Annotated in this window: 18 protein-coding genes; 7 read left to right on the forward strand and 11 right to left on the reverse strand. The window is 70.6% G+C overall.

Translation table 11 applies throughout. The annotated features are described in order from the left end of the window. Positions 1–2: 2 nt before the first annotated feature. Positions 3–677: a gamma-glutamyl-gamma-aminobutyrate hydrolase family protein gene (locus ACHBTE_RS07705; protein WP_394722883.1), complete on the forward strand. Its 675-nt coding sequence runs from the start codon at positions 3–5 to the stop codon at positions 675–677. Positions 678–825: 148 nt separating this feature from the next. Here ACHBTE_RS07705 and ACHBTE_RS07710 read toward each other — a convergent pair whose 3' ends face one another. Next, on the reverse strand, positions 826–1,749 hold the full coding sequence (locus ACHBTE_RS07710) for a LysR family transcriptional regulator (RefSeq protein WP_394722721.1): 924 nt from the start codon (positions 1,747–1,749) through the stop codon (positions 826–828). Between the two features lie 70 nt (positions 1,750–1,819). On the opposite strand from ACHBTE_RS07710, the gene ACHBTE_RS07715 reads away from it, so the two are divergent. Further along, on the forward strand, positions 1,820–2,944 hold the full coding sequence (locus tag ACHBTE_RS07715) for a TDT family transporter (RefSeq protein ID WP_394722722.1): 1,125 nt from the start codon (positions 1,820–1,822) through the stop codon (positions 2,942–2,944). Here the strand turns inward: ACHBTE_RS07715 and ACHBTE_RS07720 are convergent. The 4 genes from ACHBTE_RS07720 to ACHBTE_RS07735 all read right to left on the reverse strand — a co-directional run bounded on the left by ACHBTE_RS07720 (position 2,856) and on the right by ACHBTE_RS07735 (position 7,579). After that, positions 2,856–3,575, reverse strand: coding sequence for a helical backbone metal receptor (locus ACHBTE_RS07720; protein ID WP_394722723.1), 720 nt, complete (start codon positions 3,573–3,575; stop codon positions 2,856–2,858). The genes ACHBTE_RS07715 and ACHBTE_RS07720 overlap by 89 nt on opposite strands. After that, a complete protein-coding gene (locus ACHBTE_RS07725; protein WP_394722724.1) occupies positions 3,575–4,144 on the reverse strand; it encodes a helix-turn-helix domain-containing protein in 570 nt (189 codons plus the stop codon). The genes ACHBTE_RS07720 and ACHBTE_RS07725 overlap by 1 nt, the downstream gene beginning before the upstream one ends. Positions 4,145–4,683: 539 nt before the next feature. After that, positions 4,684–6,510, reverse strand: coding sequence for an ABC transporter permease/substrate binding protein (locus ACHBTE_RS07730; RefSeq protein WP_394722725.1), 1,827 nt, complete (start codon positions 6,508–6,510; stop codon positions 4,684–4,686). Continuing rightward, on the reverse strand, positions 6,503–7,579 hold the full coding sequence (locus ACHBTE_RS07735; RefSeq protein ID WP_394722726.1) for a glycine betaine/L-proline ABC transporter ATP-binding protein: 1,077 nt from the start codon (positions 7,577–7,579) through the stop codon (positions 6,503–6,505). The genes ACHBTE_RS07730 and ACHBTE_RS07735 overlap by 8 nt, the downstream gene beginning before the upstream one ends. A gap of 188 nt (positions 7,580–7,767) precedes the next feature. On the opposite strand from ACHBTE_RS07735, the gene ACHBTE_RS07740 reads away from it, so the two are divergent. The 4 genes from ACHBTE_RS07740 (at position 7,768) to ACHBTE_RS07755 (ending at position 12,710) form a co-directional block, all read left to right on the forward strand. Then, positions 7,768–8,700, forward strand: a complete 933-nt coding sequence (locus ACHBTE_RS07740) for a 5'-3' exonuclease H3TH domain-containing protein (protein ID WP_394722884.1) — start codon at positions 7,768–7,770, stop codon at positions 8,698–8,700. 168 nt (positions 8,701–8,868) lie between these two features. Next, positions 8,869–9,720, forward strand: coding sequence for a siderophore-interacting protein (locus tag ACHBTE_RS07745; protein WP_394722727.1), 852 nt, complete (start codon positions 8,869–8,871; stop codon positions 9,718–9,720). Between the two features lie 943 nt (positions 9,721–10,663). Then, on the forward strand, positions 10,664–11,707 hold the full coding sequence (locus ACHBTE_RS07750; RefSeq protein ID WP_394722728.1) for a pentalenene synthase: 1,044 nt from the start codon (positions 10,664–10,666) through the stop codon (positions 11,705–11,707). 61 nt (positions 11,708–11,768) lie between these two features. Then, on the forward strand, positions 11,769–12,710 hold the full coding sequence (locus tag ACHBTE_RS07755; protein WP_394722729.1) for an RluA family pseudouridine synthase: 942 nt from the start codon (positions 11,769–11,771) through the stop codon (positions 12,708–12,710). 18 nt (positions 12,711–12,728) lie between these two features. On the opposite strand, the gene ACHBTE_RS07760 is transcribed toward ACHBTE_RS07755, so the two are convergent. The 5 genes from ACHBTE_RS07760 to ACHBTE_RS07780 form a co-directional block, all read right to left on the reverse strand. Continuing rightward, complete coding sequence (locus ACHBTE_RS07760; protein WP_394722730.1) at positions 12,729–14,216, reverse strand: cytochrome P450; 1,488 nt, start codon at positions 14,214–14,216, stop codon at positions 12,729–12,731. Positions 14,217–14,315: 99 nt separating this feature from the next. Continuing rightward, a complete protein-coding gene (locus ACHBTE_RS07765) occupies positions 14,316–14,936 on the reverse strand; it encodes an ATP/GTP-binding protein (RefSeq protein ID WP_394722731.1) in 621 nt (206 codons plus the stop codon). After that, positions 14,917–15,327 carry a DUF742 domain-containing protein gene (locus ACHBTE_RS07770; RefSeq protein ID WP_394722732.1) on the reverse strand — a complete coding sequence of 137 codons (411 nt, stop codon included), beginning with the start codon at positions 15,325–15,327 and terminating at the stop codon, positions 14,917–14,919. The genes ACHBTE_RS07765 and ACHBTE_RS07770 overlap by 20 nt, the downstream gene beginning before the upstream one ends. After that, entirely contained in the window at positions 15,324–15,731 is a 408-nt protein-coding gene (locus ACHBTE_RS07775; RefSeq protein ID WP_380854350.1) for a roadblock/LC7 domain-containing protein, read from the reverse strand. The genes ACHBTE_RS07770 and ACHBTE_RS07775 overlap by 4 nt, the downstream gene beginning before the upstream one ends. Next, a complete protein-coding gene (locus ACHBTE_RS07780) occupies positions 15,728–17,326 on the reverse strand; it encodes a sensor histidine kinase (RefSeq protein ID WP_394722733.1) in 1,599 nt (532 codons plus the stop codon). Before ACHBTE_RS07780 ends, ACHBTE_RS07775 begins: the two co-directional genes overlap by 4 nt. Positions 17,327–18,155: 829 nt before the next feature. Between ACHBTE_RS07780 and helR the strand changes: the two genes are divergently transcribed. Continuing rightward, positions 18,156–20,357, forward strand: a complete 2,202-nt coding sequence (gene helR, locus ACHBTE_RS07785) for an RNA polymerase recycling motor ATPase HelR (protein WP_394722734.1) — start codon at positions 18,156–18,158, stop codon at positions 20,355–20,357. Between the two features lie 129 nt (positions 20,358–20,486). Here helR and ACHBTE_RS07790 read toward each other — a convergent pair whose 3' ends face one another. After that, the gene (locus ACHBTE_RS07790) at positions 20,487–23,339 is read right to left on the reverse strand and encodes a DEAD/DEAH box helicase (protein WP_394722885.1); all 2,853 of its coding nucleotides are present in this window, start codon (positions 23,337–23,339) and stop codon (positions 20,487–20,489) included. Positions 23,340–23,406 lie beyond the last annotated feature (67 nt).

Genomic DNA, 23,406 nt, shown 5'->3' on the forward strand with positions numbered 1-23,406 from the left:
CGCTGATCGGGGTCAGCACCTATCTGGAGCCCGGTGCGCGCTGGGGTGTGTGGGAGCTGGACGCGGCGCTGCTGCCGGCCGGCTATCCCCGGCTGGTGCAGCGGGCGGGCGGGCTGGCCGCGATGCTGCCGCCGGACGACCCCGCCCACGCGGCGCAGGCCGTGGCCCGGGTGGACGGGGTGGTCCTCGCGGGCGGCCCGGACGTCGAGCCGGCCCGCTACGGCGCGGAACGCGAGCCGCGCACCGGGCCGCCGGCGCGGGAGCGGGACGCCTGGGAGCTGGCCCTGATCGACGCGGCGCTCGCGGCGGGTGTGCCGCTGCTCGGCGTCTGCCGCGGCATGCAGCTGCTGAACGTCGCCCTCGGCGGCACGCTCGTCCAGCACATCGACGGGCACGCGGAGGCCGTGGGCGCCTTCGGGGGCCACACCGTCAAGCCGGTACCGGGGAGTCTGTACGCCGGTCTGGTGCCGGAGGAGACGTTCGTACCGACCTACCACCACCAGGCCGTGGACCGCCTCGGCGAGGGCCTCGTCCCCACGGCATACGCGGCGGACGGCACCGTGGAGGCACTGGAACTCCCGTCGTCCACAGGCTGGGTGCTGGGGGTCCAGTGGCATCCGGAGATGGGAGAGGACCTGCGGGTGATGCGTGGGTTGGTCGAGGCGGCAGCCGGCTGACCCCCCGAGACCCCGCTCCTCAAACGCCGGAGAGGCTGATCTTTCAGCCCGTCCGGCGTTTGAGGACAAGGCCCGCTCAGGGCCGAAGCGGGGGTCTGGGGGCGGCACCCCCCAGGAATGGGACGGGTAGGGGCGGCGGGGGCGAGAACTAGCCTCGGGTCAGCGACAGCAGCTCGCGCGCCGGACCCACCGGCCGGTGCCCCGTCGGCCACACCGCCCGCAGATCCCGCGCCAGCGACACCCCCGCCACCGGCACACTCACCAACCGCCGCGTCGACAGCTCCTCCCCCACGGCGAGTTCGCTCAGCACCGCCGGCCCCGCCCCGCTCACCGCCGCCGCCTTCACCGCCGTCGTCGAGGACAGCTCGATCAGCGGCCGGGCCAGCCCGCCCAGCGCCGCGTCGAGGACCTGCCGGGTCCCGGAGCCCTTCTCGCGCAGGATCAGCGGCGTGACCGCCAGCTCCCCCGCCTCGAGGGGACCGCGGCGGCGTGCCCAGGCGTGCCCCGGCGCCGTCACCACGATCAGGTTGTCGTGGGCGATGACGACCGAGTCCAGCCCCGTGGGGACCGACACCCCCTCCACGAACCCCAGGTCCGCCTCGTCCGCCAGTAGCCGCTCCGCCACGGCCGCGGAGTTCCCGGCGAGCAGCGACACCGCGGTGTCGGGGCGCTGGGCGCGCAGCGCGAGCAGCCAGCCCGGCAGCAGATACTCCGCGATCGTCATGCTCGCCGCGACCCGCAGCCGGGAGTCCCGCCGGTCCCGCAACGCCTGCGCGCCCGCGTCGAACGCCTCCGCCGCCTCCACGATGCGCCGCGCCCAGTCCGTCACCAGGGCCCCCGCGTCCGTGAGCCGGGAACCCCGCGGCGACCGGTCCACTAGCGCCACCCCGAGCTGGCGTTCCATCGACCGGATCCGGCTGCTCGCCGCCGGCTGGGTGATCCCCAGCTCCCGCGCCGCCCCGCCGAGACTGCCGAGCCGCGCCACCGCGAGCAGCAGCTCCAGCGCGCCGAGATCCGGGACCCGATGTGCCAGCGCTCCCACCCGAAACTGCCCCTCCGCCGACTCCGTCATAAGTCCAGTTTATGTGGCCATAGAGACAAACTCCCTGGTGGGACCAGGACAGCGGCGAGAGGCTGCGGACATGGTCACCGCCGTCCGCCATCTCGGACCCAACTGGTACGCCGCCGTCATGGGCACCGCCGCCGTAGCCACCGCCGGAGCCGTACTGCCGGTCCACGTCCCCGGTCTGCGCACCGCCTGCGCGGCCGTCTGGGCGCTCTCCCTCGCCCTTCTGCTCACCCTGCTCGGGGCCCGCGCCCTGCACTGGAGCCACCACCGTGACCAGGCCCGCGCCCATCTGCTCGACCCGGCGACGGCGCCCTTCTACGGCTGTCTGTCCATGGCCCTGACAGCCGTCGGCGGCGGCGCCGTGACCGTCGGCCGGGACTGGCTCGGAACCGGGGCGGCGGTCGCGCTGGACGCCGTGCTGTTCGGCGCCGGTACGGTCGTCGGGCTGACGGCGGCCGTCGCCGTCCCGTACCTCATGGCCGTACGCCATCGGATCGAGCCGGCGCAGGCCACGCCGGTGTGGCTGCTGCCGCTCGTGGCGCCCATGGTGTCCGCCGCGCTCGGACCGCTCCTGGTGCCGCATCTGCCGCCCGGGCAAGCCCGGGAGACGCTGCTGCTCGCCTGCGTGACGATGTTCGGGCTCAGCCTGCTCGCCACTCTGCTGATGCTGCCGCTGGTCTTCGCCCGTCTGATCACCGGCGGGCCGCTGCCCCTCGTGCTCACTCCGAGTCTCTTCCTGGTGCTGGGTCCGCTCGGGCAGTCCACCACCGCTGTCGGCGTCTTCGCGGACGTCGCGCCGGGCATGGTGCCGACGCCGTACAGCGCGGGCTTCGGCGTGCTCGCGGTGCTCTACGGCGTGCCCGTCATGGGGTTCGCGCTGCTCTGGTTCGGGCTCGCCACCGCCCATGTGCTGCGGGCCCGGCGGCACGGCATGGGGTTCGCGATGACGTGGTGGGCGTTCACCTTCCCGGTCGGCACATGTGTCACCGGCGCCGCGGCCCTGGCCCGGCACACCGGGCTGGTGGTGTACGACTGGCTCACGCTGGTGCTGTACGGCGTACTCGTCGGCGCCTGGGCCGTGGCAGCCGTGTGCACCGCGCGCGGGCTGCTCAGCGGTGCGCTGCTCGCAGGGCCTCGGCCAGCACCCGTGGCGCCTCGGCCAGTGACGGGCCGTACCAGGTCAGATGCCGTCCGCTGACCAGCGCGCAGGGCAGGCCGGGGAACGCCTCGGGGCCGTCCTCGGCCGTGAAGCGGTACGGCTCGTCGGGCAGGACGACGACCTCGGGCGAGGCTGCCCGCAGCTCGTCCAGCGGGAGGCGCGGGTAGCGGTCCTGGTGCCCGGCGTACAGATGGTCCACGCCCAGACGGGCCAGGACGTCGCCGGCGAAGGTGTCGCGGCCGAGCACCATCCAGGGCCGCCGCCAGATCGGCACCACGGCGGTCGTACGGCGCTCGGGGGCCGGCGGCGACGACCAGGCGCGCTCCGCCCGGTCCAGCCAGCGCGGGCGGGCCGTCACGCCGCAGGCGTCCAGGACGCGCGTGAGCTCACTCAGGGCCTGGGGCACGTCGCGCACCTCGGTCAGCAGGACCTCGACGCCCGCCGCGCGCAGAGCGGCTAGGTCGGGTTCGCGGTTCTCCTCCTCGTTGGCGATCACCAGGTCGGGGGTGAGGGCGAGGATCTTCTCGATCCGGGGGTTCTTGGTGCCGCCGACCCGGGCGACGGCCAGATCCGCGGGGTGACTGCACCAGTCGGTAGCGCCCACGAGGATTCCGGGGGCCGAGACGGCGACGGCCTCCGTCAGGGACGGCACCAGGGAGACGACGCGCATCAGCGGCCCGGCCGGTCCCGGACCGCCTCGATGTGCTCGGCCACCGCGACCACGACCACCCGCGTGTCCGGCACGGTCGCCCGCCAGCGGTGGCGCACCCCGCCGGTGAGATACAGGGTGTCGCCGCGGCCCAGTCGATAGGCGCGGCCCTCCGCCTCGATCTCCACGGCGCCGTCGGCGACGTACATCAACTGGTCGTTGCGGTGCTGGAATTCACGGCCCGCGTCATGGTCGCCGGTGAACTCCGAGGCATGCATCTGGTGGTGACCGCGCACCAGGGAACGGGTCCGGGCCTGCGGCTCCAGTTCGGTGATGTCGGCGCGTACGACGTCGACACTGCACGCCGGGTCGGCGGCGGCGAGGAGTTCCACGGCGGTCGTACGCAGTGCGTCGGCGACCTTCTCGAGGGAGCTGCGGCTGGGGCGGGCCCGGTCGTTCTCGACCTGGCTCAGGAAGGGCACGGACAGGCCGCTGCGCTCGGCGACGACGGCCAGGGTGAGGTCCAGCGCCCGGCGCCGCCGCCGCACGGCCGCGCCCACGCGGAGGTGCTGTTCCTTGTGGTCACCCATGGCTCCGGCTCCCTCCTTCGCTCGTCGGTCCGCTGTCCTCGCGCCGCCGCCGGGCGCGCACCTTCTGTTGAGTTCTCTGCACCCTACGCATGTTCGGCAAACCGTTTCATGCGCCCGTCACATCGACGACACGTCGGGGGGAGTACGACCCATCGGTTCGCGCCAGCGGATCGACGCCCCGCGCCCCCCGGGTTCCCCCGCGGCGCCTCTGACTCCCGCTCAGCACCGCGGAGCCGTTGTTCTGTTCAATGCCCCGGGAGCCGTCCGTGTTCCCGCTCCGGCCCGGGGCACATCCCCTGGTCACGGGCTGCGTGCCGGGGCATCAAGGCGGAGTCCGCGGCGGGCAGTTGATACGACGGGGTTCTGCGGGTGGGGTAGCGCTGCGTGGTTGGCCGGATCCTTTTCGTAGCATGCCGGGTGACTATGCGTGCACACCGCGAAGGCGGGCGTACCTACCACGAAGGGTGGGCCGCGTCCGTACGTGAGGGGAAGACGTACGGCGTGACCCACCCTTCGGGCGGCGGTCCGGGCCCGTCAGGTCACCCGGCCGCCTGGTCCTTGTGCGCCGATCCGGCGACCGGGGCCCACTTGTCCACCAGGCCCGGGTTCTTCTCGAGCCAGGCGCGGACGGCGTCCTGCTCCTTGCCCTTGCCGGCCTTGGTGATCCGCGACTCCAGGTCGGTGAGCTGCTTCTCGGTCATGGAGAAGTCCTTCAGCCACTTGGCGACCTCGGGGTTGTCGTCGGCGAAGCCCTTGCGGGAAAGGGTGTGCACGCCGTCGCCCTTGCCCCAGGCACCCTTGGGGTCCTTGAGCTTCTTGAGGTCGTAGTCGCTGTACGCCCAGTGCGGCGACCAGAGCGTGACGGCGATGGGCTCCTTCTTGGCGTACGCCCGCTTGAGCTCGGCCAGCATCGCGGGCGTCGAGCCGTCCACGACGTCGTACGAGCCCTCCAGGCCGTACTCCTTGAGCACCTTGTCCTTGAGCAGGCCCATCATGCCCGCGCTCGGCTCGATGCCCACGATCTTGCCCTTGAAGTCGGAGGACTTGCTCTTGAGGTCCTCCAGGGAGTTCACGTCCTTCATGTACGAGGGGACGGTGAGCTCCAGCGAGGTGGGGCCGTACCAGGAACCGAGGTCGTCGAGCTGCTTGCCGTACTTCTTCCAGTACTCGGCGTGCGTGACGGGCAGCCAGGAGTCCGTCTGGAAGTCGATCTGACCGGTGGCGAGGCCCGTGTAGAGCGGGCCCGCGGCGTACTGGGTGGTGCTGACCTCGAAGCCGCGGCGCTCCAGCAGCTCCTTCCACAGGTAGGTGGAGGCGATGCCCTCGTCCCACGGGATGTAGCCGAGCTTGATCTCCTTGCCCTTGCCGATGTCCGTGGCGGAGGCCTCGGCGGTGCCGGCGGAGGGGCCGAAGACGCCCATGCCGCCGGCGACCAGGGCCAGGGCGGCCACACCGGCCACCGCGACGACCGGGCGGGGCCGGTGGTTCCAGACCTTGACGGTGCCGGCGGCGCGGGCCTTGGCGGCGGCACGGCGGCCGAGCGGGGAGATCTGGGCGCCGAGCGCGCCGGTGATGCGGTCCAGGTAGATGGCGAGGACGACGATGCCGACGCCCGCCTCGAAGCCGAAGCCGATGTCGAGCTGGCCGATGGCCTCGTTGACCGCGCCGCCGAGGCCGCCGGTGCCGACCATGCCGGCGATGACGACCATCGACAGGCTCAGCATGATGACCTGGTTGATGCCGGCCATGATCGTCGGCAGGGCGAGCGGCAGCTGGACGCGCAGCAGGGTGTCGCGCGGCGTGGTGCCGAATGCCTCGGCGGCCTCCACCAGCTCGGCGTCGACCTGGCGGATGCCGAGCTCGGTCATGCGCACACCGGGGGCGAGCGCGAAGATCAGGGTGGCGATGACACCGGCGGCGGTGCCCAGCCCGAAGAACAGGATGGCCGGGATGAGCAGCACCATCGACGGCATCGTCTGAAGCAGGTCCAGGACGGGCCGCACGGCCGCGCTGACGGTCTTGGAGCGGGCCGCCCAGATGCCCAGCGGGACGGACATCACCAGGGCGATGAGGGTCGCGACCAGCACCAGCGCCAGGGTCGACATGGCCCGGTCCCACAGGTCGAGCGAGTCGACCAGCGCGAAACCGGCGAAGCCGAGGACGCCCGCGACGAGGCCGCGCAGCCACCAGGCGAGCACGGCGAGGATGCCGGCGAGGACCAGGGGCGCGGGGGCGGTGAGGACGGCGACGACGACGTCGTACATGCCCTCCACGACCGCCTTGACGGCGTCGAAGAGCCAGCCCATGTGGGCGACGAGCCACTCCACACCGGAGTCGACCCAGTCGCCGAGACGCAGCCTAGGCATGGGCGATCACCTTGCCCTCCGGGGTGTCGCAGGGCGTCGGGCCGGCCGGCTCGTCGCCGAGGAAGCCGACCAGCCGCTGCCGCGGCACCACCCCGACGACCCGGTTCGCCTCGTCGACCACCGAGACGCGGTGGGACAGGCGGGCGCTCATGGCGCACAGCTCCACGAACGTCGTCTCGGGCGTCGCGGTCTCGCAGCCGCACAGGGGGGCGTCGGCGGTGACGGCGGTGTCCATGAGGGCGCCCGCGGTCAGGACGCGGGAGCGGTCGACGTCCTGGATGAAGGAGGCGACGTAGTCGTCGGCCGGGCGCAGCAGGATGTCCTCCGCCGAACCGGTCTGGACGATCCGGCCGTCCCGCATGACGGCGACGCGGTCGCCGAGCCGCATGGCCTCGTTGAGGTCGTGGGTGATGAAGACGATGGTCTTCTTCAGGGTGCGCTGGAGTTCGAGGAGCTGGTCCTGCATGTCCCGGCGGATCAGCGGGTCGAGCGCGCTGAAGGACTCGTCCATGAGCAGCAGGTCGGCGTCGGTGGCGAGGGCGCGGGCGAGGCCCACGCGCTGCTGCATGCCGCCGGACAGCTCGTCCGGCCAGGACTTCTCCCAGCCGGCCAGTCCGCACAGCTCCAGTGCCTCGGTGGCCCGCTTCTCACGTTCGGCGCGGGGCACGCCCTGGACGGCGAGGCCGTAGGCGGCGTTCTCCAGGACGCTGCGGTGCGGGAAGAGCGCGAAGTGCTGGAACACCATGCTGATCTTCTTCGCGCGGACCTCGCGCAGCTCGCGGTCGCTCAGCGTGGTGAGGTCCTGGCCGTCGAAGCGGACCTGGCCCGCGGTCGGCTCCAGCAGCCCGTTGAGCATGCGCAGCAGCGTGGACTTGCCGGACCCGGACAGGCCCATGACGACGAAGATCTGGCCGGGCTCGACGGTGAAGGAGGCGTCGATCACGGCGGCGGTGGTGCCGTCGGCGCGCAGCTCCTCGCGGTCCGCTCCCTCTCGGAGCCTCGTCACGGCCTCGTCCGGTCGTCTGCCGAACACCTTGTACAGATGCTCGGCCTCAAGCCTGGATGACACGGGTACCTCTTGTCTCGACGGCAGATGAACGGAGCGGCCTGCGCAACAGTTGCGCAGAGGGCGTCGCTCCGGGTGCGCCCCTGCCCTGCTTCGATGGACACAAACGCACAAGTGGTCCAGCCCACAGCGCCGCCACACATCGCGACGGGACGCTCACTCGGGGGCCGCTGTCAGTGCCGTACGGCATGATGCGAGGCGTGACCGGACGACTGATGCTCCTCGACACCGCCTCGCTCTACTTCCGCGCCTATTTCGGCGTCCCGGACTCCGTGAAGGCGCCCGACGGCACACCGGTGAACGCGGTGCGCGGGCTCCTCGACTTCATCGACCGCCTGGTCAAGGACCACCGCCCGGACCAGCTGGTGGCCTGCATGGACGCGGACTGGCGGCCCCAGTGGCGGGTCGACCTGATCCCGTCCTACAAGGCGCATCGTGTCGCCGAGGAGCACGAGGTGGGGCCGGACGAGGAGGAGGTGCCGGACACCCTGTCGCCGCAGGTGCCGGTCATCGAGGCCGTCCTCGACGCGCTCGGCATCGCGCGCGTGGGCGTCGAGGGGTACGAGGCGGACGACGTGATCGGCACGTTCACCGCGCGGGCGAAGGGCCCGGTCGACATCGTCACCGGCGACCGCGACCTGTACCAGCTGGTGGACGACGAGCGCGGGATCCGGGTGCTGTACCCGCTGAAGGGCGTCGGCACCCTCCAGCTCACGGACGAGGCGTGGCTGCGCGAGAAGTACGGCGTGGACGGCCGGGGGTACGCGGATCTGGCGCTGCTGCGCGGCGACCCGAGCGACGGCCTGCCGGGGGTGCCCGGGATCGGGGAGAAGACGGCCGCGAAGCTGCTGGCCGAGTTCGGTGACCTGGCCGGGATCATGGCGGCGGTCGACGACCCGAAGGCGAAGCTGACGCCCTCGCAGCGCAAGCGGCTGGACGAGTCGAGGCCGTATGTCTCCGTGGCGCCGACGGTGGTGCGGGTCGCGGCCGACGTTCCGCTGCCGGACGTCGAGATCGCCCTGCCGCACGCTCCTCGCGACTCGGCGGCGCTCGATCAACTGGCGGTGCGCTGGGGCCTGGGCGGCTCGCTCCAGCGGCTGCTCGCGACTCTGGGCACCCGCTGAGGCCGGGGCGCGAAAAGGGAGTCCCGGTGGATTGCATGGGGCTCGTGAGGCGGGGAATTCGTCTGTTGGTGCGCGACATGCACCTTTTCATGAACGATTCATAGCGGCATTCATCGAGCGGAGGTGCTAACTTAGGTAAACCTAAGCTTGGAACGAGGGAGGCCAGTGATGGCGCTACGCCCTGCCCGCAAGCCGCGGAAGCCCTACGCCGCGCAGGTCATCCGTACCGAACGGCTGACCCCCCACATGCAGCGTGTGGTGCTGGGCGGCGCGGGACTCGCCGACTTCGCGGCGGACACCTGCACGGACCATTACGTGAAGATCCTGTTCTCCCCCGCGGGCGTGAGCTACCCCGAGCCCTTCGACCTGGAGCGCATCCGCGAGGAGCTGCCGCGCGAGCAGTGGCCGGTGACGCGGACGTACACCGTGCGGGCCTGGGACCCCGAGCATCGTGAGCTGACCCTGGACTTCGTGCTGCACGGCGACGAGGGCCTGGCCGGCCCCTGGGCGATGCGCGCCCAGCCGGGCGAGACCCTGCGCTTCCTGGGCCCCGGCGGCGCCTACGCCCCCGACCCGGACGCCGACTGGCATCTTCTCGTGGGTGACGAGAGCGCCCTGCCCGCGATCGCCAGCGCCCTGGAGTCGCTGCCGGACGGTGCCAAGGTCCACGCGATCGTCGAGGTGTCCGGGCCCGAGGAGGAGCAGAAGATCGACTCCGATGTGGAGGTCCGCTGGCTTCATCGCGGCTCCCGCCCCGTCGGCGAGGCCCTGGTCGAGGCCGTGCGCTCGCTGGACTTCCCCGAGGGCCGGATGCACGTGTTCGTCCATGGCGAGGCCCACTTCGTGAAGCAGCTGCGCCATCTGCTGCGCGTCGAACGCGGCGTGCCCCGCGAGGACTTGTCGATCTCCGGCTACTGGCGGCTCGGCCACAACGAGGACGGCTGGCAGGCCTCCAAGCGGGACTGGAACGCCCGCATCGAGGCGGAGCAGGAGGGGACGGGGGCGGCGCCCGCCGCGTAGCCCTCGCTCTCCGTCGACGCTCCGAAGGGGCGGCGCCCATACCCGGGCGCCGCCCCTTCGCGCTCGCGCATCCAGCCCCGCCAACTCCCTGCTTCCCCAGCCGACTCGAACGGGCCCACACGGCGTGAGACCGCGCGAACGCCGCCACCACGACCCACCCACGCGCCCGAGCGCACGCCCTTTCCGAACGGCCGGAAACCGTCGCATGGTGCGGGGCAGGGCTATTGGGGGGAGTTGAGGGCATGCGACGTGCCGTACCCGAGTCCCCTGGGGGTGGTGTCCGCATGCCCGCTACGGCTGGCAGAGCGCCGCACAATCGTGGGCCCGCCATCCGCCCGGCACACACGTCGCGGTGCTCCGCGACGGCACCTTCCACCGGCCCCGCCCGCTTGAACAGTTGACGAAACCCATCGGGGCATCGGAAGGTGGGGTGATCCACGACCGCATCGCCGACGCCGCGGTCGTGGCGGTGGTAACCACCGAATCAGCTGCACCGTCCGGCGGTCGCTTCAAGTCAACGGCTGACGGCACCGCTCAGCACACGTTGACGAAGCCTCATGCACGGGTTCCGTCAGCCGGCCCCATTCGTGCACGAGTCAGCCACGCCGCAGCCGCGGCGTACAGAGCACAGCGCGTAGTTCATGGACCTGGTCGACGCCGTCACTCGGAGGGCATCGTGACAAGCTCTGCTCGTGCTCAATCGCCTCGGGCCGTTCCCCTGGCCGGACTCACGCTTCCCTTGAGTGCGCGTACTCGTGGCGGCCGTACTCGCCCGGCCCGCACGCACCCGGGCCATCCGACCTGAGGACACCACCTGTTGATCAACCCCGTTCCGGGCCGGTCGAGTTGCGGATGCGGCGTCGGGGGTGCCGCACCAAGACAGGACAGCGGTTTCCACTCATCCCGGTCGGAGATCGCCTGAGGCAGAAACTGGGAGAGAGTCATGCCCCAGAACGTCACTATCGCATTACCCATTGCACCCCGGATGAACCCCGGTTTGGCAGCCGCCAGGGAACGCAATCTGGAATGGATGGGCCGCCAGAAACTGGTGTCGGGACATACGGCCGTCCGTCGATACGTATTTTCGGCCGTGGCGGATCTGGCCGCCTACAGCTACCCGGACATCGAGGGTGAAGACCTCGACCTGGCCTTTGACACCATGGGCTGGTTCTTCCTGTTCGACGATCTTTTCGATGTCCCCGAGGGACGCCGAGCCGATGCGGCCGTCGACGTGTGCCAGCAACTGATAGCGCTCCTCACCCGCCCCTCGCCGCGGGGAGCCGTTCACGAAGCACCCCTGGTCAACGCATTCGCGGACATCTGGCGCCGAGCCAAAACCGGCATGTCCGAGGAATGGCGGCAACGAGCTGCTCACAACTGGGTGGACTACCTTACGGGAAACCTCACCGAGGAAATGGACCGTCGCACCTGGGTTCCGCAGGACTTCGGCACACGGATGCGGGTCGGCCACCGCACCCTGGGGCTGATTCCCTCGCTCGACCTGGCCGAACGGGTGGGGCATTTCGAGATCCCGCAGGTCATTTGGCACAGCAGCCACCTGGAATCGATGCGACGAACAGCTGTCGACGCCGTCAAACTCATCAACGAGGTGATGTCCCTCGAGAATGACGACGCGCGAGGAGATCCCAACCTGGTGCACTGCCTCATCCGGCAACGCAACTGCTCACGGCAGGAAGCCATCCGGCTGGCGATCAGCCTCGTCCAGACGGCAGTCGGTCAACTCTTCGAGCAGGTTCGACGGATACCGCTGTTCTGCTCCCGGCTCGGGCTCACGAGCACGGAGTCGGAGAAGGTCCACCGCTATGCGACCGCGATGTTCACCTGGATACGCGGTAGCTACGACTGGAGCCGCAACAACGGCCGGTACTCGCCGCGCACCGCCGGCGACCTGAGCCCGAACGTGACCGGCCAGCTGCACCCCGCGAATCTCACACCGGAACCGTTGTCTCCCATAGTGTCCCGGTAGTGTCCCGGCGCTGATGTCCCGGACCGCGTGTTACCGCGTGGTCCCTCGTAATCTGGTCCTGATGAGACGCCGCACCCCGCCCCCGCCCTCTCCCCTGCCGCAGCGCGAAGGGGTGGACCCGGTGCGCGTGCGCTTGCCGGCCGGGGACGCGTGGGCCACCGTTCGGGATCATCTCGTGGCGCGACTCGCGGCCGGGGCCGGGGTGATCGACCAGATGCTCGACGCGGGGCTGATCGTGGACGCAGCCGGGCGTCCGGTGGCACGGGACACGGCCTACGTGCCGGGGATGTACGTGTGGTTCCATCGGGACCTGCCCGATGAGGAACTGGTGCCGTTCCCGGTCGGCGTCGTCCACCGGGACGAGCACGTGGTCGTCGCCGACAAGCCGCACTTCCTGGCCACCACACCCCGCGGCAGCCATGTCGCCGAGACGGTGCTGGCACGACTGCGCCGCGAACTCGGCATCCCGACGCTGAGCGCGGCGCACCGGCTCGACCGGCTGACGGCCGGGCTGGTGCTGTTCACCGTGCGCCCTGAGGAACGCGGCGCGTACCAGTCCCTCTTCAGCGAGCGGCGGGTGGCGAAGGAGTACGAGGCGGTGGCTCCGTACGTGCCCGAACTGGACCTGCCGCGTACCGTGCACAGCCGGATCGTGAAGGAGCGGGGAGTGCTGACGGCCCGCGAGGTGGCGGGCGAGCCCAACGCCGTCAGCCGGATCGAGCTGCTGGAGCACCGCAACAGGCATGCCCGGTACCGGCTGACACCGCGTACCGGGCAGACACACCAGCTGAGGGTGCACATGAGCGCCTTGGGAGTGCCGATCCTCGGTGATCCCCTGTATCCGGTGTTGTGCGACCCCGTGGCCGCGGGTGACTTCCGGCGTCCGCTCCAACTGCTGGCGCGGAGGCTGGAGTTCACCGACCCGATCACGGGGCTCGAGCACCGGTTCGTCAGCCCGCGGGTACTGGGGGCCTGGTCGTCGTACGACGACTGGGCCGGCTAGCCCGGGTTCCCGGTCGGCTCATTCGCCACGCCACCAGCGCAGGAGTCGCCTGAACATCCCGGGGCGACCAGCCGGTGCGGGCGTGGGTGCAGGCACCGGCGCCGACGCCGGAGCGCTTGACGGAGCTGCGGGCTGCGCAGGCAGCGGCTGCGGCTCAGGCGTCCCCAGCTGCCAGTCACTGGTGCGTCGCGAGGCCAGCGGATGCGCGGGCCGCGCCATGACGTCCTGCTGGGGCTTGGGCGCGAACTTCACCGGCAGTTCCACCAGGTGCCGGTTCGAGATGGATGCCCGCCAGGACAGCTCGTGCTCCGCACAGGCGAGTTGGACATCGGGCAGGCGCGTCAACAGCGCGTCGACACCGACCTCGGCGATGGCGCGTCCGATGTCCTGGCCCGGGCATTCGTGAGGGCCGCCGCCGAAAGCGAGATGCGAGCGGTTGCCCTGCATGTTGGCCGCGAGGTCGGGCCTGACGCGCGGGTCGACGTTGCCCGGCGCGATTCCGAGGATGAGGGCGTCACTCTTGCCGATGCGCCGGCCGCCCAACTCGGTCTCCTGCTTGGCGACATAAGGAAGGACGGTGCTGAACGGCGGCTCGTCCCACAGGGACTGCTCCACCGCCTCGGGCACCGTCATCTGCCCGCCCTTGAGCTGGGCGCGGAACCTGGGATCGGTGAGCACCACCCGCAGCACGTTGGCGATCAGGTTGGCGGTGGCCTCGTACGCGGCGACCAGGATGATGCGCAGGTGCTGGCCGACCTCGTCGTCGGTGAGCCGCGCCGGGTGTTGGATCAGGTGGCTGGTGAAGTCGTCCATGGGTTCGGCCCGGCGGCGTACGGTGAGCCGCATCAGGACGTCCATGAGGTACGCGTTGCTCGCGATGGCAGTCTCGGTGCCCTTGGGCATGTCGCGAGCCGCCTGCACGATCCGGTCGTTGTACTCGTCGGGCATGCCGAGGATCTCGCACATCACCATCATCGGCAGATGCTCGGCGAACTGGCTCACCAGGTCGGCCCCACCCTGCTCGCAGAACTTGTTCACGAGGTACTGGGTCGCGCGGTTGATGTAGCGGCGGATTCCGCGGTGATCGATGGTCGACATGGCGCCGGTGACCGCGCCACGCAGCCGGAGGTGCTCGTCGCCCTCGGCGTGACTGCAGATCGGCTGCCAGGCGAAGTGCGGCATGAGTGGGTGATCGGGCTTGACGGTGCCGTCCTGCAAGGCGGACCACAGCCGGGTGTCACGGCAGAACTGGGAGGGGCTGCGCACCATGTGCATGTTCTCGCTGTGCCCCAGCACCACCCAGATCGGCACGTCCTCATGCAGCAACGCGGGGGCCACAGGCCCATGCTCGGCGCGCAGCTCCTCGTACACGGCCCCCAGGTCCTCCGCCCCGGGGCCGTACAGCCGGCGCAGTCCGCTGGGGCCGAGGCCGTGTGCGGGGCAGCCGGGGGGTGGGGTGGCCGTGGGCTCGTCCGTACCGGTCGGGAAGAGAGATTCAGGCGTCACGGTGGTCGCTCCGAAGCTGAAGTGGTTCCGGTGTACAGGAGGTGATGGGGTCCCCGGGTTCGGACCGGCCGTACGGCTCGGCCGACCGGGGCGGGTGGCTCACACGGGAGCCTTCGCCGTCGCCAGCGCATGCAGGAAGTGCATCAGGGTCATCAGGACATCGCGGCTGGACGCCCGGCGGCGGGCGTCGCACTCGATGATGGGGATCTCCTCGGGCAGGTCGAGGGCCATCCGGAGTTCGCCGATGTCGTAGCGGGGCGCGTCCGGGAAGGTGTTGACGGCCACCACGAAGGGCACGCCGCACTCCTCGAGTCGCCCTATGACGTCGAAACTGACCTCTAGACGACGGGTGTCGACCAGCACGACCGCGCCCAGCGCACCCTCGAACAACCCGTTCCACAGGAACCAGAAGCGTTCCTGGCCGGGCGTGCCGAACAGGTACAGCACGAGCTGTTCGGTGATGCTGATGCGGCCGAAGTCCATCGCGACGGTGGTGGCCGTCTTGGTGTCCGAGCCGAAGTTGTCGTCGACGCCGATGCCGGCCTGGGTCATCGTCTCTTCGGTGGTCAGCGGCCTGATCTCGCTGACGGAGCCGACCATGGTCGTCTTGCCGACACCGAAGCCGCCCACGATCACGATCTTGACCGCGGCCTGCGCCGTGTGTGGCAGCTGGTCCTCGGCCCGTGGGCCGGGAACGATGTCAGAGCCTTTGAAGTCCATGCATCACCGCTTCGAGAATTGAACGGTCGGCGACGGCCTGGCGCACGATCGGGGCGCGCGCCGTCACCAGTCCGGCCGTCAGCATGTCGGTGATCACGACCGTCATCATGCTGAACGGAAGGTTGAGATAGGCCGAGAGCTCGGCCACGGACAGAGGGGCGGTGCAGAGCCGGAGCAGCGCCGATTGTTCCGGCGTGGCGGATGGCGGCGGGTCGGCGCGCGCCACGATTAAGGTGACGAGGTCGATGTCCGCGTCACGCTCGCCACCGTCGGGGCCGGCCACCACGAAGAGCCGTTCCGGGTTCTTCTGCTTCCCCGGCTGGGCGGGCGGCGGGGGCGGTGGGGGGAGTTGTTCCTTGGGGTGTCGCCGCTGGCGTTGCGGAGGAGTCATACGGTCTGCCCGTTGCGCCGGGGCGGACTGGTGAGATGGGCACCGATGCGGGCGACGAGGTCGGACATGCGGTTGCTCATCCGGCCCGGCTCGGCGAACGTGTCGGAGAGCACCGCGAGGTAGGCGTTGGCGCCGGCGGCCATGAGGTAGAAGTAACCGCCGTTGATCTCGATCAGGACCATTTTCATCTTGCCGTCGCTCTTCGGGATCTCCTGGGCGACGGCACTCGCCAGACTCTGCAGACCGGCGCAGGCCGCGGCGACCCGGTCGGCGGTGTCCGGTTCGCCGCCGTAGCGGGCGATGCGCAGGCCGTCGGCGGAGAGCACCACGATCATCTGGATGCCGGGTACGCCGTCGTGGAGCTCCTTGAGCATCCAGTCGAAGTTGGCGCGCTGCTGGATCACTTGAGGTCCCCCTCGTCCTCGGCCTCGGGGCGGGCCGGTTGGGTTCGCGGTTGCAGTGTGAGCGGGTCTGGCTTGTCCTTGAGTCCGTTCCAGAACGCCTCGACCCAGGCCCCGGGTGCGGGCTCGTCCTCCACCGGCTCCGGGTCGGGCTCGGGCTCGGGCCTGCGCGTCGACCAGATCGTCGGCCGGCCCTCCCGTTCGGCCTGCTCGATGGCGGCCTGCTCGGCGATCCGCTTGCTGAGCGGGGTCTTGACCCGGCTGCGGCGCTGGGGCAGTCCGTTGGCCGTCCATTCCGTGACGACGGGAGCGTCGTCCTCCCTGGCCAGCGCGGCGGTGATCTTCGGGCTGGTGGGACGCCGCTTCTTGGGGGTGCGCTTGGGGCCTTCGAGTACGTCCGGGTCGTCGGCCTTGGGTGCCGAGCCGGCGCCGATGCCATGGGCGAGGCCGGGCGCGGGGTCGGTGGTCATCATGTCGCGCGGCACCACGAGGACGGCACGCACGCCGCCGTACGCCGAGGAACGCAGCGAGACCTGCATGTTGTACGCCGTGCAGAGGCGGCCGACGACGGCGAGGCCGAGGCGCGGGGACTCGCCGAGGTCCTGGAGGTCGGTGCCCTGCTTGGCGCGTTCGAGCATCCCCTCGACCCTGGCGCGGGCCTCCTCGCTGAGGCTGACACCGGCGTCCTCGATCTCGATGGCGACGCCGGTCTGCACCTCGGTGGCGGTGACGTGCACCTTGGTCTGCGGCGGCGAGTAGCGCGTGGCGTTGTCGAGGAGTTCGGCCGCGGCGTGGATGACCGGCTCGACGGAGATGCCGGCGATGTTGACCTTGGCGATGGAGTCCAGGCTGATACGGCGGTACTCGAGGATCCGGGACATGGCGCCGCGCAGCACGCTGTACAGCGGGACGGGCTCGGGCCACTGGCGGCCGGGGCGTCCGCCGCCGAGCACGGAGATGGAGTCGGCGAGACGGCCGATCAGCATGGTGCCGTGGTCGATGCGCAGCAGGTCGTCGAAGACCTCGGGGTTGCGGCCGTGGTCCTCCTCCATCTCCCGCAGTTCGACGGCCTGTTGGTGGACGATCGACTGGACGCGGCGGGCGATGTTGACGAAGGAGCGCTGGGCGGAGTCGCGGAGGGCTTCCTCGTGGTCGACGATGTCGATCATTCGCCGCACGAACTCGATCTGCATGGGCGAGAGCCGGGCACCGGACGGGTCGGGCTCGGCGAGGTCGCGCATCACCTCATAGGTTGACGCGCCGCAGCGGATCCGGTGGATCGCGGCGGGCGTGATCTCCATGGCGAGGCGGGCCGTCTCCTCGTCATGGGCGGCGACGCGCCGCTCCAGATACGCGGTGTGACGGGCGTGTTCGACCCGTGCGTCCCGCAGGGCTCGACCGCGGCGCACCGCTTCGGCCGCGGATGCCAGCACCAGCAGCAAGGCCACGGCACCGCACACTCCTACGGCCGTCCGGGCCGGTTCCGCCACCACGGCGACGGCGGCTCCGGTCGCCGCGGCCATCACTATGGCCGGCAGCAACAGCACGCGCGCGTAAGGGAGTTCACGCCGACTGGGCGGGGATTGAACGCTCACCATGTGGGCCCTCTGAAATGACTCGGGTGGGTGTAGGGGGAGCTTGCAAGGGGGTACGTCATGGGTATGTCGGAAGCTTCCGCACGTTTGGGAACAAGCGCACGAATACGCCTCAACTCGGTGCGCTGCGGGCGAGCTTAGTCCGACCGGATCATCGCCGTGTCATATTCAGCAAGCGCCTGAAATGACGGGTGTGACAGGAGTACGCTCGGCTCTTTTATACGCTTGGCTTATATTCGAACACGGTGTGTCACAGCATACGGGCGTGCGGGAATCACTCACCGTGACGAGTGAGAAGGCGGTCACGGACGGGGATTTCGGGCCGTCGGCACTTCCTCGGAGCCGCCCAGGATCGGGGGCCTGCGGGGCCCTCGGGCCTGTCGAAGCGGGCTTGGATTGGGGCTCAGGCTGCTTGAGTCAGGGCCCCGCTGCCTACTGGACGCCTACCCCGACGCGCTTCTTGACGCAGGCCCCGACGCGTTCTTGACGCGGGCCCCGCTGCCCTCCTTGACGCAGGCCCCGAGAAACAGCCCCAAGGCCCCGAGAAACAGCAAAGGCAAGGAGGTCACCCACTCCTTGCCACTATCAACATATAGCGCACCGGGGGGCTTGCGGCAAGGCCCCCGTCGTACCGCAGAATCTCCCGCCTGAGCCGGAATCCGCGGAAAGCGAGGAGCCACGAAGTGCGCGTGTAAATGGAACCGGCCCGCCCTTCCGATCGGGACCCCGGCCCGACCGGCCTTGCGCGGGCCTCCGCGGTCCACCCCGCCGAGTGACCGGTCCACGCGGTGCCGCCCACTCGCCCCTCACACCGTGAATCGGAGCCATTGCCGTGACGCTCAAGCACCTCACCAGCAGCGCGTTCGACCTCCCCGACCGACTCTCCGCCAAGGCCGACCCGGCGCTCGTCGCCGCGGACGAGCGGCATTTCGCGGCGCTCACCGAGTGTCTGGCCCGGTCCATCGCCGAGGTGTCCGACCGCCTCGACGCCGAGCGCAGGGCGCCGGGCGGCCTGGGCCGGCACGCGATGGACCGGGACGCGGAGATCCACCGGCTGACCGCGCGGCTGCGCACCCTGCGCCGCTTCGGCCTGGACCTGTGCCTCGGCCGCATCGTCGCCGCAGACGGCTCCGAGCCGGTCTACATCGGACGACTCGGCCTCACCGACCACACCGGCCGCCGGCTGCTGATCGACTGGCGCTCCCCCGCCGCCGAGCCGTTCTTCGGTGCCACCCACGCCGACCCCATGGGCCTGGCGAGCCGCCGCAGATACCGCTGGAGCGACGGCCGGATCAGCGACTACTGGGACGAGGTGTTCACCTCGGACGGCCTCGCTGGGCACGCCGCGCTCGACGACCAGTCCGCCTTCATCGCGAGCCTGGCCGGCACCAGGTCGCAGCGGATGCGGGACGTGCTGGGCACCATCCAGGCCGACCAGGACGCCATCATCCGCTCCGGATCCCAGGGTGCCCTCGTCGTCGACGGCGGTCCGGGCACGGGCAAGACCGTGGTCGCCCTGCACCGCTCCGCCTACCTCCTCCATTCCGACCCGCGCCTCGGTCACCGTCGGGGCGGCGTACTGTTCGTCGGCCCGCACCGGCCCTACCTGGCCTATGTCGCCGATGTACTGCCCAGCCTCGGCGAGGAGGGGGTGCAGACCTGCGTCCTGCGGGACCTCGTCGACGAGGGAGCCGGGGCCGGGGTGGAGGCCGATCCGGCGGTGGCCCGGCTGAAGGCGTCGGCGGCCCTGGTGAAGGGGATCGAGACGGCCGTCCGGTTCTACGAGGAGCCGCCCACCGAGGGGATGACGGTCAGCACCCCCTGGTCCGACATCCGGCTGAACGCCGGTGACTGGGCGGTGGCGTTCGAGGCGGCGGAGCCCGGCACTCCGCACAACGAGGCACGCGACCAGGTCTGGGAGGAACTGCTGACGATCCTGGCCGACAAGCACGACGAAGGAGCCTCGGCTTACGACGGCGACGTCCCGACCGACCTGCTGCGCAGGTCCCTGGCCCAGAACCGGGATCTGCGTACTGCCTTCGACCGTGCATGGCCGCTGCTCGAGGCGGCCGACCTCGTCTCCGACCTGTGGTCGGTACCGGCCTACTTGCGGATGTGCGCTCCCTGGCTGACCCCCGAGGAGGTAGGCAAGCTCCAGCGTGCGCAGCCGCAGTCCTGGACGGTGTCCGATCTGCCGCTGCTGGACGCGGCGCGGCAGCGGCTCGGCGACCCGGAGGCGGCCCGCCGCAAGCGCGGGCACGAGTCGGTCCTCGCGGCCCAGCGCGAACGAATGACGCAGGTCGTCGACGATCTGATCGAGGCCGCGGCCGTCTCCGGCGCCGACGGTGACGACGGCGAAGGGCTGGTGCGGATGCTGCGGGGCGCGGATGCCCAGGTCAGCCTGGTCGACGAGGCCGAACTCCAGTCGGCCGACCCGGACCTGCTGGCCGGCCCGTTCGCCCACATCGTCGTGGACGAGGCACAGGAACTGACCGACGCGGAGTGGCAGATGCTCCTGCTGCGCTGCCCGTCCCGCAGCTTCACCATCGTCGGCGACCGCGCCCAGGCCAGGCACGGCTTCACGGAGTCATGGCAAGAACGCCTGGAGCGGATCGGGCTCGACCGGATCCAGCTGGCCTCCCTGAGCGTCAACTACCGCACTCCGAAGGAGATCATGGCCGAGGCCGAACCCTTCATCCGATCCGCGCTGCCCGACGCCAATGTGCCGACGTCCATCCGCGCCGGAGGCATCCCCGTCCGCCATGGATCGGTCACGGAGCTCGACCCGATTCTCGACTCCTGGCTCACCGCGCATGCCGAGGGAACCGCCTGCGTCATCGGCGACCCCACGTTCCACCCCCGGACGTCCCGCGTCCGCTCGCTGACGCCGGAGCTGTCCAAGGGGCTGGAGTTCGATCTGGTGGTGCTGGTCGACCCGGCCCTGTTCGGGGAGGGCATCGAGGGAGCCGTCGACCGCTATGTCGCCATGACCCGGGCGACGCAGCAGTTGGTGGTCCTCAGCAGCACCTGTTGAGAAACGGAGGGCAAGTCCAGCGCCCCTTCAGGCGCACGGGCCGTGGGGCGGGCGCCGCGGGGACGGGGAAGCTGTGCGATCAGCCGCAACTCCCCCGCACCCGCCCGCGAAGCACCTGCCCGAAGAACGTCACCCCACCGACGAGTAGGCGACCACTCCCCGCAGCAACAAGTCCACGGCCTTGCGCGCGTTCTTGGCCACGGTGGAGCCCTCCACCGGAGATGCCGCCGCGATCTGCCCCAGCACATCGATCACCTGCTTGCACCACCGCACGAAGTCCCCGGCCGGCATCTCCGCCTCCCGCAGTACCTCGTCGAGCCCCTTGCCCTCGGCCCACATGTACGCGGCCCAGGCGAAACCGAGGTCCGGCTCACGCTGCCCGACCCCTTCGGTCTGCGTGATCCGGAAGTCCTCCTCGAGGGCGTCGAGCCGCCCCCAGATCCGGACCATCTCACCGAGCGCGGCCTTGGCCTTCCCCGACGGCAGCTTCGGTGCCATCGCGTCGTCCCCGACCCGCGCCTCGTACACCAACGCCGAGACACAAGCGGCCAGTTCGGCGGGGGCCAAGCCCTCCCAGACCCGCTCGCGCAGGCACTCGCTGGCGAGGAGGTCGAGCTCGCCGTACAGCCGGGCGAGCCGCCGGCCGTGCTCGGTGGCCTCGTCGCCGCGCAGATAGTCCAGCTCGGTCAGCAGCGCCACGATGCGGTCGAACGTACGGGCGATGGTGTTGGTGCGCCCTTCGATGCGGCGCTCCAGCTGGGAGGTGTCCCGCAGCAGCCGGTGATAGCGCTCGGCCCAGCGGGCGTGGTCCTCACGGTCGTCGCACCCATGGCAGGGGTGCGCGCGAATGTCCTTGCGCAGCCGGGCGATCTCCCGGTCGTCGGCCGCCTGGGAACGCCGCTTGCGCTGGCGCTCCGGCGGAATGTGCCCGGCCTTGGTGCGCAGCGCGGAGGCGAGGTCCCGACGGGACTGCGGGGAGCGGGGGTTGAAGGACTTCGGGATCCGCATCCGCTCCAGCGCCTCGACGGGCACCGGGAAGTCCATGGAGGCCAGCCGCTTGACCTGCCGTTCGGCGGTCAGGACCAGGGGGCGGGGGCCGTCGTGGTGCTCGAAGCCGCGGTGGCCGTTGGACCGCCCGGCCGGCAGCCCGGGGTCCAGCACCAGGGCGAGGCCGGCGTACTTGCCCGTCGGCACATGGATGACGTCGCCGGGCTTGAGCCGCTCCAGGGCGACGGCGGCCTCGGCGCGCCGCTGTGCCGCACCCTGCCGGGCCAACTCGGTCTCGCGGTCCTTGAGTTCGCGGCGCAGTCGCGCGTACTCCTCGAAGTCGCCGAGGTGGCAGGTCATCGACTCCTTGTAGCCGGACAGCCCTTCCTCGTTGCGCTGCACCTGCCGTGAGATCCCGACGACCGACTTGTCGGCCTGGAACTGTGCGAAGGACGTCTCCAGCAGCTCGCGCGAGCGGTGCCGCCCGAACTGCTCGACGAGGTTGACCGCCATGTTGTACGACGGCTTGAAGCTGGAGCGCAGCGGATAGGTGCGGGTGCCCGCGAGTCCCGCGAGGTGCTCGGGGCTCATGCCGCGCTGCCACAGCACGACGGCGTGCCCCTCGACGTCGATGCCGCGGCGTCCGGCACGGCCGGTCAACTGCGTGTACTCGCCCGGTGTGATGTCGGCGTGCTGCTCGCCGTTCCACTTGACGAGCTTCTCCAACACCACTGACCGGGCGGGCATGTTGATGCCCAGCGCCAGCGTCTCGGTGGCGAACACGGCCTTCACCAGGCCGCGGACGAACAGCTCCTCCACGACCTCCTTGAACGTCGGCAGCATCCCCGCGTGGTGGGCGGCTATACCGCGCTCCAGTCCCTCGAGCCATTCGTAGTAGCCGAGGACGTGCAGGTCCTCGGTGGGGATGGAGGCGGTGCGCTCCTCGACGAGGGCGCGGACCTTGTCCCGCGCCTCTTCGTCGTTCAGCCTGAGTCCGGCGTACAGGCATTGCTGTACAGCGGCTTCGCAAGCGGCCCGGCTGAAGATGAAGGTGATCGCGGGCAGCAGCCCCTCGGCGTCGAGGCGTTCGATGACCTCGGGACGCCCGGGGGTCCAGATGCGGGAGCGCTGTCTGCGCTCGCGCTCGCGGTCGGCCTCCCGCATCGACCGCCCACGCCTGCGGTCCTGGTACGACGGGCGGGTCGCCTCCATCCGGGCCAGCCGCGTCAGGTCGGGGTTGACGGCCTTCTTGTGGCCCTCGCCCTCCTCGAACAGGTCGTACATCCGGCGCCCGGCGAGCACATGCTGGAACAGCGGCACGGGCCGGTGCTCGGAGACGATCACCTCGGTGTCACCGCGGACGGTGTCGAGCCAGTCGCCGAACTCCTCGGCGTTCGACACGGTCGCCGACAGGGAGACCAGGGTGACCGACTCGGGAAGGTGAATGATCACTTCTTCCCATACGGCGCCGCGGAAACGGTCGGAGAGGTAGTGCACCTCGTCCATCACCACGTACCCGAGGCCGAGGAGGGTCTGCGAGCCCGCGTACAGCATGTTCCGCAGCACCTCGGTGGTCATCACGACCACGGCGGCGTCGGGGTTGACGCTGTTGTCACCGGTGAGCAGACCGACCATGCCGTTGCCGTAACGGCGGCACAGGTCGGCGTACTTCTGGTTCGACAGCGCCTTGATGGGCGTCGTGTAGAAGCACTTCTTGCCCTGCATCAGGGCGAGGTGGACGGCGAATTCGCCCACGATCGTCTTGCCGGAACCGGTGGGAGCGGCCACCAGCACGCCCTTGCCCGTCTCGAGCGCCTGGCAGGCCTCGATCTGGAAGGGGTCGAGGCCGAAGTCGTACATCTCGCGGAAGGAGGCGAGCGCGGTGGCCTGCTCGGCAGCGCGCGTACGTGCTGCCGCATACCGCTCGGCCGGAGAGAGGTCCTCTGTCATCGTGCTTTCGAGCGTACCGGGCCCCACTGACAACAGGACGATCATTATCCGGATCAGCACCGCACAAACCCGAGGTCACCGCAGCTCACGGCTCTCCCGGCGCGCGAGGCTG

This window comes from Streptomyces sp. M41 (assembly GCF_043673425.1).
Taxonomy (GTDB): Bacteria; Actinomycetota; Actinomycetes; order Streptomycetales; family Streptomycetaceae; genus Streptomyces.

What these genes read in the sequence shown, in the direction of transcription:
- ACHBTE_RS07765 (WP_394722731.1), bottom strand. Translation starts at nt 14,936, where the DNA reads ATGGACTTCAAAGGCTCTGACATCGTTCCCGGCCCACGGGCCGAGGAC.
- ACHBTE_RS07780 (WP_394722733.1), bottom strand. Translation starts at nt 17,326, where the DNA reads ATGGTGAGCGTTCAATCCCCGCCCAGTCGGCGTGAACTCCCTTACGCG.
- ACHBTE_RS07790 (WP_394722885.1), bottom strand. Translation starts at nt 23,339, where the DNA reads ATGATCGTCCTGTTGTCAGTGGGGCCCGGTACGCTCGAAAGCACGATG.
- ACHBTE_RS07755 (WP_394722729.1), top strand. Translation starts at nt 11,769, where the DNA reads ATGAGACGCCGCACCCCGCCCCCGCCCTCTCCCCTGCCGCAGCGCGAA.
- ACHBTE_RS07720 (WP_394722723.1), bottom strand. Translation starts at nt 3,575, where the DNA reads ATGCGCGTCGTCTCCCTGGTGCCGTCCCTGACGGAGGCCGTCGCCGTC.
- ACHBTE_RS07745 (WP_394722727.1), top strand. Translation starts at nt 8,869, where the DNA reads ATGGCGCTACGCCCTGCCCGCAAGCCGCGGAAGCCCTACGCCGCGCAG.
- ACHBTE_RS07750 (WP_394722728.1), top strand. Translation starts at nt 10,664, where the DNA reads ATGCCCCAGAACGTCACTATCGCATTACCCATTGCACCCCGGATGAAC.
- ACHBTE_RS07740 (WP_394722884.1), top strand. Translation starts at nt 7,768, where the DNA reads ATGCGAGGCGTGACCGGACGACTGATGCTCCTCGACACCGCCTCGCTC.
- ACHBTE_RS07715 (WP_394722722.1), top strand. Translation starts at nt 1,820, where the DNA reads ATGGTCACCGCCGTCCGCCATCTCGGACCCAACTGGTACGCCGCCGTC.
- ACHBTE_RS07710 (WP_394722721.1), bottom strand. Translation starts at nt 1,749, where the DNA reads ATGACGGAGTCGGCGGAGGGGCAGTTTCGGGTGGGAGCGCTGGCACAT.
- ACHBTE_RS07770 (WP_394722732.1), bottom strand. Translation starts at nt 15,327, where the DNA reads ATGACTCCTCCGCAACGCCAGCGGCGACACCCCAAGGAACAACTCCCC.
- ACHBTE_RS07730 (WP_394722725.1), bottom strand. Translation starts at nt 6,510, where the DNA reads ATGCCTAGGCTGCGTCTCGGCGACTGGGTCGACTCCGGTGTGGAGTGG.
- ACHBTE_RS07725 (WP_394722724.1), bottom strand. Translation starts at nt 4,144, where the DNA reads ATGGGTGACCACAAGGAACAGCACCTCCGCGTGGGCGCGGCCGTGCGG.